General features: G+C 67.6%; 16 protein-coding genes. 10 read left to right on the forward strand and 6 right to left on the reverse strand.

The window, feature by feature from the left end; genetic code table 11:
• Positions 1-143 precede the first annotated feature (143 nt).
• Complete coding sequence (locus tag WHH00_RS00790) at positions 144-527, forward strand: hypothetical protein (RefSeq protein WP_406635655.1); 384 nt, start codon at positions 144-146, stop codon at positions 525-527.
• A 150-nt stretch (positions 528-677) separates the two neighbouring features.
• Here WHH00_RS00790 and WHH00_RS00795 read toward each other — a convergent pair whose 3' ends face one another.
• Complete coding sequence (locus WHH00_RS00795) at positions 678-1,610, reverse strand: alpha/beta hydrolase (RefSeq protein WP_406635657.1); 933 nt, start codon at positions 1,608-1,610, stop codon at positions 678-680.
• Positions 1,611-1,762: 152 nt separating this feature from the next.
• Here WHH00_RS00795 and WHH00_RS00800 point away from each other — a divergent pair, with 152 nt between their 5' ends.
• The 3 genes from WHH00_RS00800 (at position 1,763) to WHH00_RS00810 (ending at position 3,984) form a co-directional block, all read left to right on the forward strand.
• Entirely contained in the window at positions 1,763-2,467 is a 705-nt protein-coding gene (locus tag WHH00_RS00800) for a protein tyrosine phosphatase (protein ID WP_406635659.1), read from the forward strand.
• Between the two features lie 187 nt (positions 2,468-2,654).
• Positions 2,655-3,233 (forward strand): RNA polymerase sigma factor, encoded by a 579-nt coding sequence (locus WHH00_RS00805; protein WP_406635661.1) that lies wholly within the window; start codon positions 2,655-2,657, stop codon positions 3,231-3,233.
• On the forward strand, positions 3,226-3,984 hold the full coding sequence (locus WHH00_RS00810; RefSeq protein WP_406635663.1) for a hypothetical protein: 759 nt from the start codon (positions 3,226-3,228) through the stop codon (positions 3,982-3,984). The genes WHH00_RS00805 and WHH00_RS00810 overlap by 8 nt, the downstream gene beginning before the upstream one ends.
• A gap of 58 nt (positions 3,985-4,042) precedes the next feature.
• On the opposite strand, the gene WHH00_RS00815 is transcribed toward WHH00_RS00810, so the two are convergent.
• Positions 4,043-4,606, reverse strand: coding sequence for a hypothetical protein (locus WHH00_RS00815; protein WP_406635665.1), 564 nt, complete (start codon positions 4,604-4,606; stop codon positions 4,043-4,045).
• Between the two features lie 179 nt (positions 4,607-4,785).
• Between WHH00_RS00815 and WHH00_RS00820 the strand changes: the two genes are divergently transcribed.
• On the forward strand, positions 4,786-5,289 hold the full coding sequence (locus WHH00_RS00820) for a sigma-70 family RNA polymerase sigma factor (protein ID WP_400516034.1): 504 nt from the start codon (positions 4,786-4,788) through the stop codon (positions 5,287-5,289).
• Positions 5,286-5,945: a zf-HC2 domain-containing protein gene (locus WHH00_RS00825; RefSeq protein WP_406635667.1), complete on the forward strand. Its 660-nt coding sequence runs from the start codon at positions 5,286-5,288 to the stop codon at positions 5,943-5,945. The genes WHH00_RS00820 and WHH00_RS00825 overlap by 4 nt, the downstream gene beginning before the upstream one ends.
• 31 nt (positions 5,946-5,976) lie before the next feature.
• Here WHH00_RS00825 and WHH00_RS00830 read toward each other — a convergent pair whose 3' ends face one another.
• On the reverse strand, positions 5,977-6,825 hold the full coding sequence (locus tag WHH00_RS00830; RefSeq protein WP_406635669.1) for a DUF1206 domain-containing protein: 849 nt from the start codon (positions 6,823-6,825) through the stop codon (positions 5,977-5,979).
• A gap of 237 nt (positions 6,826-7,062) precedes the next feature.
• On the opposite strand from WHH00_RS00830, the gene WHH00_RS00835 reads away from it, so the two are divergent.
• Both WHH00_RS00835 and WHH00_RS00840 read left to right on the forward strand, forming a co-directional pair.
• Complete coding sequence (locus WHH00_RS00835; RefSeq protein WP_406635671.1) at positions 7,063-8,646, forward strand: hypothetical protein; 1,584 nt, start codon at positions 7,063-7,065, stop codon at positions 8,644-8,646.
• Between the two features lie 3 nt (positions 8,647-8,649).
• Positions 8,650-9,096, forward strand: coding sequence for a hypothetical protein (locus WHH00_RS00840; protein ID WP_406635673.1), 447 nt, complete (start codon positions 8,650-8,652; stop codon positions 9,094-9,096).
• Between the two features lie 44 nt (positions 9,097-9,140).
• Here WHH00_RS00840 and trmB read toward each other — a convergent pair whose 3' ends face one another.
• Together trmB and WHH00_RS00850 are read right to left on the reverse strand one after the other, a co-directional pair.
• A complete protein-coding gene (gene trmB / locus WHH00_RS00845; RefSeq protein ID WP_406635675.1) occupies positions 9,141-10,064 on the reverse strand; it encodes a tRNA (guanosine(46)-N7)-methyltransferase TrmB in 924 nt (307 codons plus the stop codon).
• A gap of 93 nt (positions 10,065-10,157) precedes the next feature.
• A complete protein-coding gene (locus WHH00_RS00850) occupies positions 10,158-10,553 on the reverse strand; it encodes a hypothetical protein (protein ID WP_406635677.1) in 396 nt (131 codons plus the stop codon).
• A 92-nt stretch (positions 10,554-10,645) separates the two neighbouring features.
• On the opposite strand from WHH00_RS00850, the gene WHH00_RS00855 reads away from it, so the two are divergent.
• Both WHH00_RS00855 and WHH00_RS00860 read left to right on the forward strand, forming a co-directional pair.
• Positions 10,646-11,947, forward strand: a complete 1,302-nt coding sequence (locus tag WHH00_RS00855; RefSeq protein ID WP_406635679.1) for an MFS transporter — start codon at positions 10,646-10,648, stop codon at positions 11,945-11,947.
• A 9-nt stretch (positions 11,948-11,956) separates the two neighbouring features.
• Positions 11,957-13,342, forward strand: a complete 1,386-nt coding sequence (locus WHH00_RS00860; protein WP_406635682.1) for an MFS transporter — start codon at positions 11,957-11,959, stop codon at positions 13,340-13,342.
• An 86-nt stretch (positions 13,343-13,428) separates the two neighbouring features.
• Here the strand turns inward: WHH00_RS00860 and WHH00_RS00865 are convergent, their stop codons facing one another.
• Positions 13,429-14,166, reverse strand: a complete 738-nt coding sequence (locus WHH00_RS00865; protein WP_406635684.1) for a class I SAM-dependent methyltransferase — start codon at positions 14,164-14,166, stop codon at positions 13,429-13,431.
• Between the last annotated feature and the right edge of the window lie 114 nt (positions 14,167-14,280).

A 14,280-nucleotide genomic window follows, 5' to 3' on the forward strand; every position in this document is an offset into this window, starting at 1 on the left:
CCCAGCCGGGCGCCTAAAACGTCCGGCGGACCACGAACTTACGGGCGGCGATGTGCCCACGCTGCCACAGCACACTAAACTGCGGCACCCGACGTCTCGCTCCGCGCTCGGTAAGTTGGGTAGAGGACGGATTGGGGGACATTGTGGACGAACATGTGTTGGATCGACGGCGGATTGTCCGAGATTTCTGGCTTCGCTTAACGATTCCCGCCGTGCTCTTCGCCGGGCTGCTCCTCCTTCTCTTCACCTCCGTGCAACTTGATGCGCTTCCGCCTGCACTGTTGATCACCGGGGCTGCGCTCTTGATCGGCGGCGCCCTCGGATTCTTCACGGGCATTCGCGGGCCGCACTGGCCGATCTACGCTCTGATCTTCACCGGATTGGCTGTACTTCTCCTGCTGCCCCACCCCTGGCAGGGGCTCACCTTCGTGCCCATCCCGACATCGGCGGCCGGGTACGCGATGGGCAAGGAAGTCGCGTTCTTCCGTTCAAACCTTCGGCAACCGGTTGCGCCGGCCACAAACTGACATCCACTCACCACTTGCTTCACAGCGTTCATTTGGTGCGCGTTCGACCATCCCCTTGCGGACAGCCGAACCCTTCTCCAAGTCCAACTCGAAATTCCTGCGCATCGAAACCATAGGGAGACGAGGCCCAGTTATCCAGGCAGACTGCGCTCAGCTTGGCATCGCCTCCACGCCTGGCACTGCATCGGCAGCCACCTTTTCGATGCCGCCCAGGAGGTCTGCCAAACCGGGTTCTTCGAGGGGAAAGTGGCCGCAGCCGCGCAGAAGTTGGACGGAGGTGGGGCCGTGCAGGGTTTCCAGAGTGTCCTCGCTGAGCGTCACCGGGGTCCACTCGTCGAGTTCGGGATGTATCAGGTGCACTGGGGAGTGGGCCATTCGGGCATTGGAATGTGGATGCTGCATATAGCTGGCGAGGAACCCGAGGGGGACCCACGCGCCACCTCCGCGCGAATCTTTGGCGCAGAGCCGCCCCAGTCCGGGGTCGCGCCCCATGTTCCTGAGATCGGCAATCCAGGAGACCTTGATGGGGATCCTGGCGATCGGCCCGCGGACCAGCTTGAGCAGAGGCATGAAAACCAGCGCCAGAGAATGGAACCGGGTCATCGCTGAGCGGGCGGACCTCTTCCGCGGGTCGAGCAGGCAGGTAGCGACCACGGCCGCAACGCGGTGTGAGCTGGCTCCGGCTTCCACGGTCAGCAGACCGCCGATGCTGGCACCGAGGAGGATTAGGGGGCGGCCATCGTCCTCAGCTGCAATGAGGTCGACCAATAAGTCGACCCAGTCCTGGTAGGTCACTGTTCCGCGCGAGGTTGTCACCGTTCGGCCGTAGAGCGGCAAATCCACGGCAGCCAGGTCGAAGCCGCGCCCTGCCAGGAGGGACGCAACAGGCCAGAGCGCCGACGCATGGGCTCCGGCGCCGTGGACGACGAGTAGCCGAACCGGGGCGCTGGCGTCCCTTAACCGAAGGAGGTGGATGCGATGCTTCCTCCAGGGCCACCACTCAGAGGCCGGGGGCATCACTGCCTCCCTTCGGGCCAGCGGCAGGAAACCCGCGTAGTCCTCCATACCGATCTCGCTGGTCATGCATCGATCGTAGTGCGGACGGGCCAGGCCTGAGGCGCGCAAAAAACTTCGTGACCACCCGTAACCTTTTCGCCGTCCCCTGCGATGTAGGAGGTGATGGGTCCGCCCGGCGGGCCCGAATCACAAGTGTTGTCTAGGTTTTGGAGTGTCTTATGTCGTTGTTCACCGTCCTCGCCACCAGCAAAGTCGCTGCCGGAGTCCTGGCCGCCGGCACCATCGCCGTGGGCGGAACCGGCGCCGCAGCCGTTTCCGGTGTCCTCCCCGCCCAGGCGCAGCAGACCGCCCACGACCTCTTCGGCGCACCCGCCCCGGAATTCGCCGCGGCAGCAGCCGCTGAAGGCCAGGCAACCGCCGCAGCCGCTGTCGAGACTGCTGCTGACGCTGCAAAGACGGCCGCCGACGCCGACGCGGACGTTGCTGCCGACGCAGAGGCAACAGCGGCAGGCGACGCCAAGGTCACCAACGAGAACGCCTCCGCCGAGGCCTCGGCCTCCGCTGCCGCGGACACCGCCGTTGACGCGGCCGGCGCCGCAGCGTTCGGCCTGTGCACCGCCTTCACCAACGGTGGCCTGAACGCTTCCTCCGAAGCCTTCTCCTCCCTGGTGATCGCCGCGGAAGGCGAAGCGAACGTCGAAAGCTACTGCGCCGACGTCGTAACCGAAGCTGGCGCCGCCGCAGAGGCCGGCGCTGCAGCCAACGGTTCCGCAGCTGTTGAGGTTGAGCGCCCTGAACTGCCGGCCGTTCCGGCAGTCCCCGCCGTTCCCGGCGTTGACGGCGAACCCGCCGTTCCTGCCGTCCCCGCTGTTCCCGCCCAGGGCGGCAAGGTAGTGGACACCCCCGCCGTTTCAGTCCGCTAAGGACTGATCGCTAGTCTGTACTGCGGGAACCGGCCAAAGGTCTGTTCCCGCAGTACAGACAGCCCCGGCTGCCCGGACGCACCGCCGTTCGGGAACGCGCCGGGAGCGCCTGCCGAGAGGCAGCAGGAAACACAGGGGACAGGCTGCCCGCTCCGGAGACCGGGACAGCTGCACCCCGCATCCTGGGATGGAGGAGCCGCTGGTGCTCAGCACTTTGGCCCAAGAAGAGATCGACATATTCGAGAGTGCGGCCGGAACAGACCCGGCCGCACTCTTCGGCGCTGCCTACCGGTCCTTCGCCGGGCCGGTGCAGGGATACCTCAAAGCCCGGGGCGTGGATGATCCGGAAGCAGTCACCCAGGACGTGTTCCTGGCCTTCTACCCGAAAATCAGTGAACTTACCGGGGGACTCCAGGGCGCCAAGTCCCTGATCTTCTCCATTGCGCACGCTCGGATGGTGGACTACTACCGCCGGGTGGAGCGCAGGCCCCAGCTCAGCCCCTACGATCCACAACAGGATGCCAGGACCACACCGTCCGCAGAGGACCACGCCATTGAACTCAACGGCGGGGCGGCAGCCCTGCTGGACGGACTCAGCGAGGAACACCAGGAAGTGCTGGCCCTTCGCGTGGTGGCCGATCTGTCCATCGAACAGGTTGCCCAGATTATGGGCAAAAGCCCCGGAGCCATCAAGCAGCTCCAGCGCAGGGCCCTTCAGGGCCTCAAGGCACAAACGCTCCAGAGAAACCAGGCGAATCATGAGTGACACGGCAGGAACCCGCAGCGACGCCTTCGTCGACCAGCTGCTGCTCGAGGCAGGCATGGACGACGACGGCCGCCTCCGCCCCGCGCTGCTGGAACTTCGTGCCCTAGCGGACACGGCGCCCGAGCCTTCCGCCGCGATCGCGGCGCTGATGGCTCCCGCCGGAGCGGCAGGTCCTGCCGCACCTGCTCCCGCCGCCCCCGAAGAGTCCCCGCGGGTGGACGAGCTGGCCGCCCGCCGCAAAGTTAAGCGACGGATCGCCCTCACCACCCTTTCCGTGGCTGTTTCGCTGAGTGCCGGCGGGGCTGTTGCCGCAGCATCGGACCAGGGAATCCGGGAGTCCCTCACCCAGCTGAACCACACCATCACCGCCTTCGTGACGGGTGCCGCCCCATCCCCGGCCGGTCACCAGACCGGACAGCCCGCCGCGCCGCTGCCCAGTGCACCCGCCGGAACCGCACCCGCCGGAGCCGCGCCGTCCGGCACTGCGCCGGGCGGATCCGCCTCGGTTCCCGGGGACCCCGCCGAAGCCACGCAACCGGCCGCCGCCCCGCCGTCGGACGGTGCAGTTGCCCCTGGGACCCCTGCAGGCCAGCCAGATTCCCCGGGAAAGTCGGCGGAAGTCCCCGCTCCCGGCACTCTGCCCGGGGCTGTCCCCGGTCACGTTGCCGATGGGCTGGGCAAGCCGCCGGAAGTCCCGGTCCCCTCAGAGGTTCCGCTGCCCGGGAACCTTCCGTCCGTCCCCCTCCCGTGACGCCTGCCTGCTGCACAGCAGCGCACAGCACAGCAGGGCCCGGCACAGGAAAGCCGGCTCAGTAGCCGGATACACCCATCCTGATCATTTCGCCGGACGGATCCGCCAGGTACCAGACGCCGTTCACGCCCTGGCCCAGGATGTCGCCCGCCTTGGTGTCCTTGGCGAAGTAGTACAGCGGCAGGCCGTTCAGCGTCACCTGCTTCGCGCCGTCCGGCGTCGCAATGGTGCCCAAAGTCCCGGTTACCCCTTCCACCTGGGGCGTCTCAGCGGCAGTGGTGACTGGGGGCCACGCTGCCAGGCAGGCGTCCGTGCAGGCACTGGTCCCGGAGTCCTTCACGTCCTTCGTGAAGAAATACACGCTCATCCCGTTGGCGGCCACCACAATGTCCCCGGCGCTTGAGGAAGCCGTCTTAAGGTCGACGGCGGCACTTGCCGGCGGGGCGGACGTTGCGGACGGCGGGGTGACAGACGCGGCGGGGGCTGTTGCAGAGGCCTGAGGCGAACCCTCCGTGACGGCGGGACTGGTGGTGGCCGGCGCCGTGCCGGTGCTGCCGCCGCAGGCAGTCAAAGCTGCGGAAAGGGCCAGGATGGCGAGGCCTGCGCCCACGTTGAGTTTCATGGCGTTGCTCCTTGTTGGCTGGGCCCGGCGTCGGACCACCGGACGCTAACCCTTACGACGTACCGGGGTGAACAATGGTTCACATGGGGCGGCTGCCGGCGGTTGAACCTTCTGTCCGTTCGCGGCGTCTTTAAGGAGTAGGCAGGAATGGGGGACAGTGCCCCGGCAGGAGGAACGGCATGCCGCTGGATGAGGACGTGGTGGCGTCAATTTACCGCGACCACGGCGCAGCCCTGCGCCGCTTTGTGCTCAGCGCCTCCCACGACCCCCAGCTTGCTGAGGACGTGGTGCAGGAAACGGTGCTGCGCGTCTGGCAGCACACACCTGAGATCACGGGCAGCCTCCGCAGCTACCTGTACCGGACGGCCAGGAACATCATGATCGACAACTACCGCAGGGCACGGCGCCGTCCCGCCGAAACCCTGGAAAGCGGCCTGGCAGAGCCGGCGGCCGCTGTTCCGGAGAAGGTGGACGAACTGCTCAACCGGGTGCTGGTGGAGGAGGCCCTGCTGCGGCTGAGCAAGGAACACCGGGACGTCCTGGTGGCGCTGCATTACCGCAGGTTCACGGTGAACGAGGCCGCCGTCCAGCTCAACATCCCCAGCGGGACGGTCAAGTCGCGCGCCTATTATGCCGTGCGGGCGTTGCGCACCATTCTGGATGAGATGGGGGTGGAACGGTGAACACCGAAGCGCACCACCTGCTGGGCGCCTACCTCCTGGGCGGGCTGGACGCAGGGGACCTGCAGGCCTTCGAAGCCCATCTGCAGGAGTGCGGGCAGTGCCGGAGTGAGCTTTCCGTCCTGGAGAAGGTGCCCGTGTTGCTGGACGCCCTTCCGGTGCCGGACGCCGTTGCGCTGACGGTCGCTCCGGGAGGGGCGAAGGACCGCGTGCCTGCCGACGATTCCGCGCCGCTGCTGCGTAAGCTGGCCCGCCGCCGTCGGACATTTCGACGGCGGTGGGCGGCGCTGGCGGGCGCGGCAGCCGCCGCTTGCCTTGCCTTGGGCCTGGCCGCGGGGCCCCTCCTGGCCCGGCCGCCGCAGCCGGACGCCACCTACTCGGTGCAGGCCGCGGACGGACTCCAGTTCAGCATCGACCTCGCCCGGAAGACGTGGGGAACCGAGCTGGCCGTGAACGGAAGCAGCCTGCCGCAGGACGGGACACTGTCCCTGTGGGTCCGGGACCGTGCGGGCGGCGAGGACCGTGCCTGCGCCTGGACCGCCACCCCCAGCGGCAGGGTCAGGATCACGGGGGCCACGCCCGTCCAGCTGGGAAGCATTTCAAGCGTGGAACTGCGGGACGGCACCCAGCGCGCCGTGGCAGTGGTCTCCGTGCCCTGAGTACTGTGCGGACAGTCTTCCCTGCCCTGGATTACCTGTTCATTCTGGCCAGCTTGGCCCGCACCATCATGAACACGCCGTAACAGATGAGCCCGGCACCCACCGCGGCCAGGAGGTAGATCCCGAAGGGCTGGTCGCGCAGGGCCCGCAGACCGCCGTCGAGCCCGGTGGAGTCCTCCGGATGCGCCTGAAGGGTTGCGATGGCGATCAGCAGGCCCGTCAGCAGCAGGACTATTCCCTTGGCCACGTACCCGGTAACACCCAGGACGGTTACCGCGGTCCGCGCCGAGGGCGATGCGGGCATCACCAGGTGCTTTTCGAACGATTTCCTCAGCCCGCGGATGCCGTACACCACCCCGGTCACGGCTATACCCACACCCAGCAGGACCAGCAGGGCCACGCCGCCGGGGGCCTTCATGAGCGATATGGTCAGATCGCTGGCGGTCCGTTGATTGTCCCCGCCCGAGCCCGTTCCCGTGGCGAAGGACATCAGGGTCAGGGCGAGCCCGGTGAACACCACAGCCTGGGCCCCCGCCTTTGCCTTCTTGCCGGCTTTTTCCTTGGTGGGCAGGCGGTTGTAGTCAAAAATGGCATCGCTGGCCTGCCAGAGCGCAAGCGCAGCGCAGGCCGCGAAACTTGCCCAAAGAAGGAACGGCCCTGCCGGCTGGGTGGCAAGCTCGGACACCGCGCCGCTGAAGTCCGCGTTCCCCGTACCGCCAAACGCCAGCCGGATGGCGATTGCCCCCACCAGCAGGTGGAGGATCCCGCTCGCCGCGAACCCCGCCCTCGCCAGCAGTTCCAGCGTCCGCGAGTTGGTGACATTCTCCGCCGCGTCGGCGGCCTGCTTCAGTTCTCTTTTGATGGCGGGTCCTTTGTGCAAGTGCTCTTCCGGTGTGCGCCCCTGCACACTAGGGCAATCGTGCCACGCCGGGCGGTACTGGAACAGTGGGGGCCTTTCGTGGCCTTGCCGCGGGCTTTGCGGCCGGGCCGGCCGATGCCCCGCTGCCCATGACACCACAGGGATGGGGAGGGATCCCCATCGCCCGGCCGCGGACGCTGTGCAACCATATGGACCAGCGATTGAACACGCACCGCGAACTTCTCCCGGGGGAACACCATGACTTTTTACGGCGCTGACGTCAGCCAGCTGCGGGCCCTGGCCAAAGCCGCCGACCGGGCAGCGGCATCGCTGAGTACCCAGGCAAACTCACTGCAAAGCCAGATCCAGTCCGCACCGTGGAAGGGCAGTGACGGGGACCGGTTCCGGCAGGAATGGAGCGGAAGCCACCGCCCAGGCCTGGATAAAGTGGTGAACAGCCTGCGGGAGAACTCCAGGATCCTGTTGCAGCACGCTGAGGAGCAGGAAAAATCATCCACGTCCTCCCCGGCCGGCAACGGCGGAGACAGCGCCTGGGACCGGATCACATCACTGGCTGACCAGGCCCGGGAATGGCTGAGGGAACAGGCCGCCGCAGCCGCAGCAGCTGCTGAGCACCGCCGTGAACTGCAGTCGGACCTGGAGCGCATGCTTGAGGCGGGCCCGGTGGAGCAGGCCGCCTGGTGGGACAGCCTGTCCACGGCTGACCGGCAGTACCTGATCGAAGGCGGCAACGACGACGGCCCGTTTGCCCGGGACCTCATGCGCATGGACGGCGGGGTCCCCGCCTCCGTGCAGGAGCAGGCCAGGGAGCACCTCCAGGAGCTCGCCAAGGCGGACATCCCCGTCTACTCCGAAACCGGCAAGGCTTCCATCGAGGCGAGGGTCGCGTGGGTGCACGGCGGCGCCGAAGTGGGGACGGAAGTGGTGGAGAACGCTGACGGCTCCGCCACCATGAAGGTGTACGGAAATATGGGCCTGGGCGTGAACGACACCACCGGCGCCGCCGGAGTCACGCTCAGCGGCGAGGTTTCCCGCGAGTACACGTTCGAGAGCGTGGAGGAGGCCATGGAGGCCCGGGAGCAGATGTACCGGGACCTGCCGCCGGACAGCGTGGGGGAGATCAAGGACGTGGCCGGCAACCCGCCTGGGTACATCCTGGACACCATCAACGAGGCCGCCGGCGACAACGGCTCCACAGGCCAGACGGACAAGGCCAAGGGAACCCTGTCCCTGGAGGCCACAGGGGAGGCAGGCACCGCCTCCGGATCGGCGAAGCTGGACCTCGCCTACGAACGGAACCTGACGGACGGGACCGCGACGGCGGGCGGCGAGGTTTCTGCGCAGGGCAAGCTCAACCTGGACGGCCGGGTATTCGAGGCCTCCGGCAAGGGCGGGCTGCAGGTCAGCCTGGACAAGGACAGCAACATCGACTCGGTGACGGTGTCGATGGACGGAACGGTGGCCCAGGGCGTCACGGCAGGAACGGATGTTGAGGCGGCCAAGGTGGAATCATCCGTGAGCGTGGGCAGCCAGGGCACGGTGAAGATCAACGTTGACTACACCCCGGAGAACAGGGGCGTGATCGACAGCTACCTGCGGAACGTCGCGCTGGGCAACGACTACGCCGCGGCCCGGGACGCTGCGAAGCTCTACGAGGCAGGGTCTGCCACGGTCCAGGTCAACAGTGTTGTCACCGCCTCGCACGAGGCGGGCCTTGACGTGAAGGTGGGCGAGGTGGAGGTCAAGACCGAAAACCAGGCCACCACCAACGTGTCCACGTACTATAAGGTGCCCAACGACACCAAGCTCGAGAGGCTGTGACCCATGTCAGTGCACATCGAATCCCCGCTGGGGTTCACCGCAGAATTTCCCGAGCACACCCAAATCCTGGATGATTCCACCGCCGGGCCCAACACCGAGCAGTACGGACTCCTGGGCGATGTCCTGGTGACCGTCATCAAGGACGATGCCTCCGTGCAGGGCGCCCCGCAGGCGAACGGGTGGGCGCACCTGATGTCCGAGTTCTACCGGGACGAGCGGGGCGGCACCCTCCTGGCCGAAGGCGAACTGGACCTTCCGGGGAAAGCCGCGTACGCCGTGGTGGTGGGTTACAACGATGCCGGGGGATCGGCGAAGGTTGCAGCCACGGTGGGTGTCTGGGAGAACGGGCGGTTCATCGGCGTGGTGGTCCTCTGGCCTTATATGGACCCGTCGATTGAACCGAGGCTCGGCATGCTGAAGGAGATTGTGGCCGCCATCAGCGTCACCTGACCCTGCGTTGGGCCTTCCCTGTCTGCTGCCTGCCCTGGTGCTTGTTAGCGCCGGCGGTAGCAGAGGTCGAAGATCAGCCGCCCGGCGTCATGGGCCTTCGCTTCGAAGCTGGTCCGGATCCTTCCTTCGAAACGGGGTGCCCAGCCGCCCGTTTCATCGATGCCCTCATTCGGTCCCGTGTGCGCAGTGCTGACCGGAGCGCGGCCCTCCCTGACCGGGGCCCCGCCCACAACGGACTCGACGCCGGACTGCCACACCTGCGTCAGGGGGCTTTCCGGCCCGCGGCGCTCGCCGGTGTGGAGGTTTTCGAAATCCTCGGAGCCCGCCAGGACATCGCGGACGTGGACGGCGTAGTTCGACCAGTCGGTGGCAATCCGCCACAACCCGCCCGGCTTCAGCGCCCTCGCCGCCAGGTCCGCGAACTCGGGCTGGATGAGGCGGCGCTTGTGGTGCCGGGACTTGTGCCACGGATCGGGGAAAAAGACCCAGAGCTCACTGACTGAGCCGGGCGGAAGCATCGTGGCCAGTACTTCGGGCGCATTGGCCTCAACCACGCGGACGTTGCTGAGCCCGCGGCTGTTGATCTTGATGATGGTGTTGGCCAGGCCCGGGGTATAAACCTCCACTGCCAGGAAATCGGTGTCCGGGTTCTGCTCGGCGGCGTGGCACACGGCATCCCCCAGGCCGGAGCCGATCTCCACAATGAGGGGGGCCGTGCGGCCGAACTCGGCTTCGGCGTCGAAGGTGTAGTCCGGGTGGACGGAGGTGTTGGCAACGTGCCGCGGAACGTCAACAGCCCACCGTTCCGCGTGCTCATCCCATGCCGCCTGCCGCCGGCCCTGCAGGCGCGTGCCGCGGCGGACAAAGCTCACCGGACGTCCGCCATACGTGCCGAAGGAAGCCTGCGTGCCGGGCGTGACGGGCCTCGGGACATGCGGCTGCTGGGGGTTTTCTGGGGATTCGCTCATCCCTTCCAGAATAGCGGCGGGCAGGAGTGGTTGCAGAAAGCAGCGTAAGGCAGTGCGCGGACGCTATACGTGCTTCCAAAGCGGGTGGATGCTTCAGAAATACTGCATTCCGTGCATGAAACTCAGTGTGACGAAGAAGCCGACAATGGAAACAACGCCGGAAATCCACAATGACTTCACCGCCAGGCGCCCGTTTTCGGACTCGGGCCCAAACCTCCTGATGGTGGAAAGGGCCAGGGAGATGGAGAGGACCCCAAGGGGCAACGGAAGGCTCCAGAAAATCAAGGGGGCCAGCCAGGAGAACAGGGTGTGTCGTCCGGAATCAGCGGCTCCCATTAGTGCGAGGAGCGCGACAGGGAAGGTGAGATAGATGCTCGCCGGGGCGATAACCGCCAGCATCAGGCTGGACGTGGCAGAACGGGCGATCCCGGGTGGAGGCGCTGAATCTGCAATCGGAGTGCCCGGGCCGGGTGGGTGGGTGTTGCTCATGCTTTCCAAGGTATGGTCCGGATCCGCGGCGGTGGGAGGCGCGCAGGTTCTATGTGGATAACCCGGGAAACAAGTCCTGCAAGAATGGGCGGGTGAGGGAAGCGACGAACACCGGGGCAAGGAAGCAGCGGGCACCTGAACCTGCGGCGAAGGAGCAGCCAGGCACCTTGGTTGACGCCGAGGTGGATGAGGCGCCTGCACCCGGACCCACCCACGTTGGGAGCCGCCGGCAGCTCGCCTACCTGGGCCTGTGCCTCGTCCTGATCGGGCTCAACCTGCGCACAGTCTTCTCCAGCTTCTCGGCGGTCCTGCCCGAGGTGACGGCCCAGGCCGCCCTTCCCGGCTGGGCCGTGGTGGTGCTGACCACGGTGCCCGTCACCCTGCTGGGCGTGTTCGCGCCGCTTGCCCCGGTCCTGGCAAGGCGGTTCGGCGCTGAACGCGTGCTCCTCTTTGCCATGGCGGTACTCACGGCCGGGCTGCTGCTGCGCCCGGTTGAGCTGCCCGGTCCCAGCCACCTGCCCGCGCTACTCGCCGGGACAGCCGCCTGTGGAGCAGCCATCGCCCTGTGCAACGTCCTGCTGCCCGGGCTGGTCAAGCGGGACTTCCCGCACCGGCTGGGCCTGATGGGAGGGCTCTACACCACAGCCATCTGCGCCTCCGCGGCACTCGGGGCGGGCTTCACCTACCCGGTGTACGCGGCCTCGGGGGAGTGGACCCTGGCGCTGTGGTCCTGGGCGGTGCCTGCCGCCGTCGTACTTCTGCTGTTCCTGCCGGTGGCACTCCGCCAGCCCCGCATCCGGCACCAGGCCGTCAGGGACGGCGTCAACGTGTGGCGCTCCCCGGTTGCCTGGCAGGTGACCATCTTCATGGTGCTGCAAGCCATGATGTCCTTCAGCGTCTTCGCCTGGCTGGCGCCCATCCTGCGGGAACGGGGCGTGGACGGGGCAACCGCCGGGCTGATCGTCTCCATGTGCATCGTCCTGCAGATGCTCGGCTCGCTGTTCGCGCCCGCGCTCGCAGCCAGGCTCCGGGACCAGCGTGCCATCAACACCGTGGTGGCCCTGATGACCGGCGGCGGCTTCGCCCTCAGTATCTTCGGTCCCCTTGACCTGGTCTGGGTGTGGGCGGGCTTGCTGGGCCTTGGGCAGGGAAGCCTGACGGCGGTCGCGCTCACCATGATCATGCTCCGGACCCGTGACGGGCACACTGCGGCGCACCTGTCCGGCATGATGCAGGGCGTCGGCTACGGCCTTGGCTCCACGGGGACGCTGATGGTGGGCCAGCTGCACCAGGCCACCGGGTCCTTCACCGCCGCAGGAGTCCTGTTCCTGGTGGTCGGCCTGCTGGCGGGGATTTTCGGGTACCGCGCCGGGCGCAACAAGTACGTCAGCTAAGGGGATAAGGTGCAGGACTCCGTTGTTCCAGCCACCCGTCCGGCGGCGGGCATCCTGAGGGGTTCATACCTCTGGGTGACGGTTGGGACGTGCGCCCTGGTGTTCCTGGCCGCGTTCGAATCCCTCGCCGTGACCACCATCATGCCCCTCGTCAGCCGCGAACTCGACGGCGCCGCCCTCTACGCCCTCGCTTTCGCCGGTCCGCTGGCAACCGGAGTAATCGGCATGGTTGCAGCGGGAAACTGGTCGGACCGGCGCGGACCCACCGCCCCGCTCTACACCTCTGTGGCGTTGTTTGTGCTGGGTCTTCTCATTGCGGGAACATCCGTATCCATGCCGGTGCTCGTGGCGGGACGCCTGGTGCAGGGCCTCGGCGGGGGAGCCCTGACCGTCTCGCTGTATGTGCTGGTGGCCCGTATTTATCCCGGCGCGCTGCACCCCAAAATCTTCGCGGCGTTCTCAGCCGCGTGGGTGATCCCTTCGCTGGTGGGGCCGTTCGCTGCCGGGATCGTGGCGCAGGTCTTCAGCTGGCACTGGGTGTTCCTGGGCGTGGTGGGCCTGGTCATCCCGGCGCTGCTGATGATCGCCCCGGTCCTTCGGGGGCTGGACAAACCCGCCGCGACGCCCGCCACACCGTGGGCGGCAGGCCGGCTGGGGTGGGCGGCGCTGGCCGCCGCTGCGGTGCTCGGGCTCAACCTGTCCGCCGGGGTGCGCGTCCCCGGCATCCCCGCAGCTTCAGCCGCCCTCGCCGTCGCGGCCGTGGGCGTGGCGCTGCTGGCGGTCCGGCCCCTGGTTCCCCGGGGCACCCTCACGGCCCGCCGCGGACTGCCCAGCGTCATCCTTACCCGGGGGCTCGCCTCGGCCGGGTTCTTCGGCGCCGAGGTTTACCTGCCCTACCTGCTGATCGAGCAGTACGCCTTCTCGCCCACCTTCGCGGGCCTGACCCTCACCGCCGGGGCACTGTCCTGGGCCGGCGCGTCAGCCGTCCAGGGCCGGCTGGGTGCCAGGCTGCCGCACCGGCGCGCCGTGGGCATCGGGGCGCTGATGGTCCTTGGGGCGGTGGTCCTGGCCCTGGCAACGGCAGCGCTCAACTGGCCGGCCGCCGTCGCCATCGCAGGTTGGATCTCTGCCGGTGGAGGCATGGGACTGCTGTATCCGCGGCTCAGCGTGATGACCCTGGCACTTTCCACCAAGGAGAACGAGGGCTTCAACAGCTCGGCCATGTCCATTGCGGATTCCCTGGGCGGGGCGCTGGCGCTCGCCACCACGGGTATCGTGTTCGCGGCCTTTACGACGACGGCGGGTTCCTTCGCCGGGGTCTTCGGCCTTGCCGCCGTGCTCGCCGCAGCCGCGGCCGCCGTGGCACCCCGGGTCACCGCCGCCAAAACCCCTTAACGTACAGAGTTTTTGTCCAGATATGGCGAGTTCCAGGGCTCCGAAGGCTCCATACCTGGACAAAAACTCTCTGTGTGTCAGGGGAGTCAGGGGAGCCGGGTTGCCCGCACCACGACGTCGGCGATTGTTGCGTGCTGGCCCTCCGGGCCGGTCACCGGACGCTCCCGGCTGGTCTGGACCTCCAGCTGCCACTCCGGTCCGTCCAGTCCCAGTTCCTGGACCAGCTCATCGCCCGTGTAGAACATCCCGCGGTGGTGGTGGCTGGCGCCGCCCCACGGCGGCAGCCGGTCCGGGTGGTGGCCCACCACCAGCAGTGTGCCGCCGGGCTTGACCGCTGCCGCAGCCGTGCGCAGCGGGCCCTGCCAGGCGAGCTCCTGGGAATGCAGGAACTGCGTTGTCACCAGGTCGAACGAGTTCCCTGGCTGCCACTGCTCCAGGTCCGCCTGCTGCCAGGTGATCCGGCTGGCGATGGCGCCTTCCGCGGCGTGGACGCTTTCCCGGGCCAGTGCCGCCTTCTCGTGCGAGCGGGCCCGGTTCAGGGCCACCGCGGAAACGTCGACGGCGGTGACGGTCCAGCACTGCTGGGCGAGCCAGATGGCGTCCGCGCCTTCACCGCAGCCCAGGTCCAGGGCTTTTCCCGGCCGCAGGCCCCCGGCTTCCCGGACCAGCTGCGGGTTGGGTTTGCCGCTCCACATCTGGGGTTTGCTCCGGTACCGCTCATCCCAGGTGGCCGCGGCGTCGGCTGGCGTTCCGCCCGGAAGGCCCGGACCGCCGTCGTGCGTGTCATGCTGCGTCTCATGCTGGTGGGCCGCGTGTTCGCTCATGCCACAAGCCTGCCCCGCGGCGCCAACGAAGGCAACGCCCCCAACTAAGTAGCAGCACATGTCGTTATGGGTGCTCAAAGCGACATGTGCTGCTACCTAGTTGGGGGGGTGGAA

It is taken from the genome of Pseudarthrobacter quantipunctorum (genome assembly GCF_045291495.1).
Taxonomy (GTDB): domain Bacteria; phylum Actinomycetota; class Actinomycetes; order Actinomycetales; family Micrococcaceae; genus Arthrobacter; species Arthrobacter quantipunctorum.

Excerpts from the sequence above, each read along its gene's own strand:
- WHH00_RS00795 (WP_406635657.1), bottom strand. The coding sequence starts at position 1,610 with ATGACCAGCGAGATCGGTATGGAGGACTACGCGGGTTTCCTGCCGCTG.
- WHH00_RS00800 (WP_406635659.1), top strand. The coding sequence starts at position 1,763 with ATGTCGTTGTTCACCGTCCTCGCCACCAGCAAAGTCGCTGCCGGAGTC.
- WHH00_RS00805 (WP_406635661.1), top strand. The coding sequence starts at position 2,655 with ATGGAGGAGCCGCTGGTGCTCAGCACTTTGGCCCAAGAAGAGATCGAC.
- WHH00_RS00810 (WP_406635663.1), top strand. The coding sequence starts at position 3,226 with ATGAGTGACACGGCAGGAACCCGCAGCGACGCCTTCGTCGACCAGCTG.
- WHH00_RS00815 (WP_406635665.1), bottom strand. The coding sequence starts at position 4,606 with ATGAAACTCAACGTGGGCGCAGGCCTCGCCATCCTGGCCCTTTCCGCA.
- WHH00_RS00820 (WP_400516034.1), top strand. The coding sequence starts at position 4,786 with ATGCCGCTGGATGAGGACGTGGTGGCGTCAATTTACCGCGACCACGGC.
- WHH00_RS00835 (WP_406635671.1), top strand. The coding sequence starts at position 7,063 with ATGACTTTTTACGGCGCTGACGTCAGCCAGCTGCGGGCCCTGGCCAAA.
- WHH00_RS00840 (WP_406635673.1), top strand. The coding sequence starts at position 8,650 with ATGTCAGTGCACATCGAATCCCCGCTGGGGTTCACCGCAGAATTTCCC.
- trmB (WP_406635675.1), bottom strand. The coding sequence starts at position 10,064 with ATGAGCGAATCCCCAGAAAACCCCCAGCAGCCGCATGTCCCGAGGCCC.
- WHH00_RS00850 (WP_406635677.1), bottom strand. The coding sequence starts at position 10,553 with ATGAGCAACACCCACCCACCCGGCCCGGGCACTCCGATTGCAGATTCA.
- WHH00_RS00865 (WP_406635684.1), bottom strand. The coding sequence starts at position 14,166 with ATGAGCGAACACGCGGCCCACCAGCATGAGACGCAGCATGACACGCAC.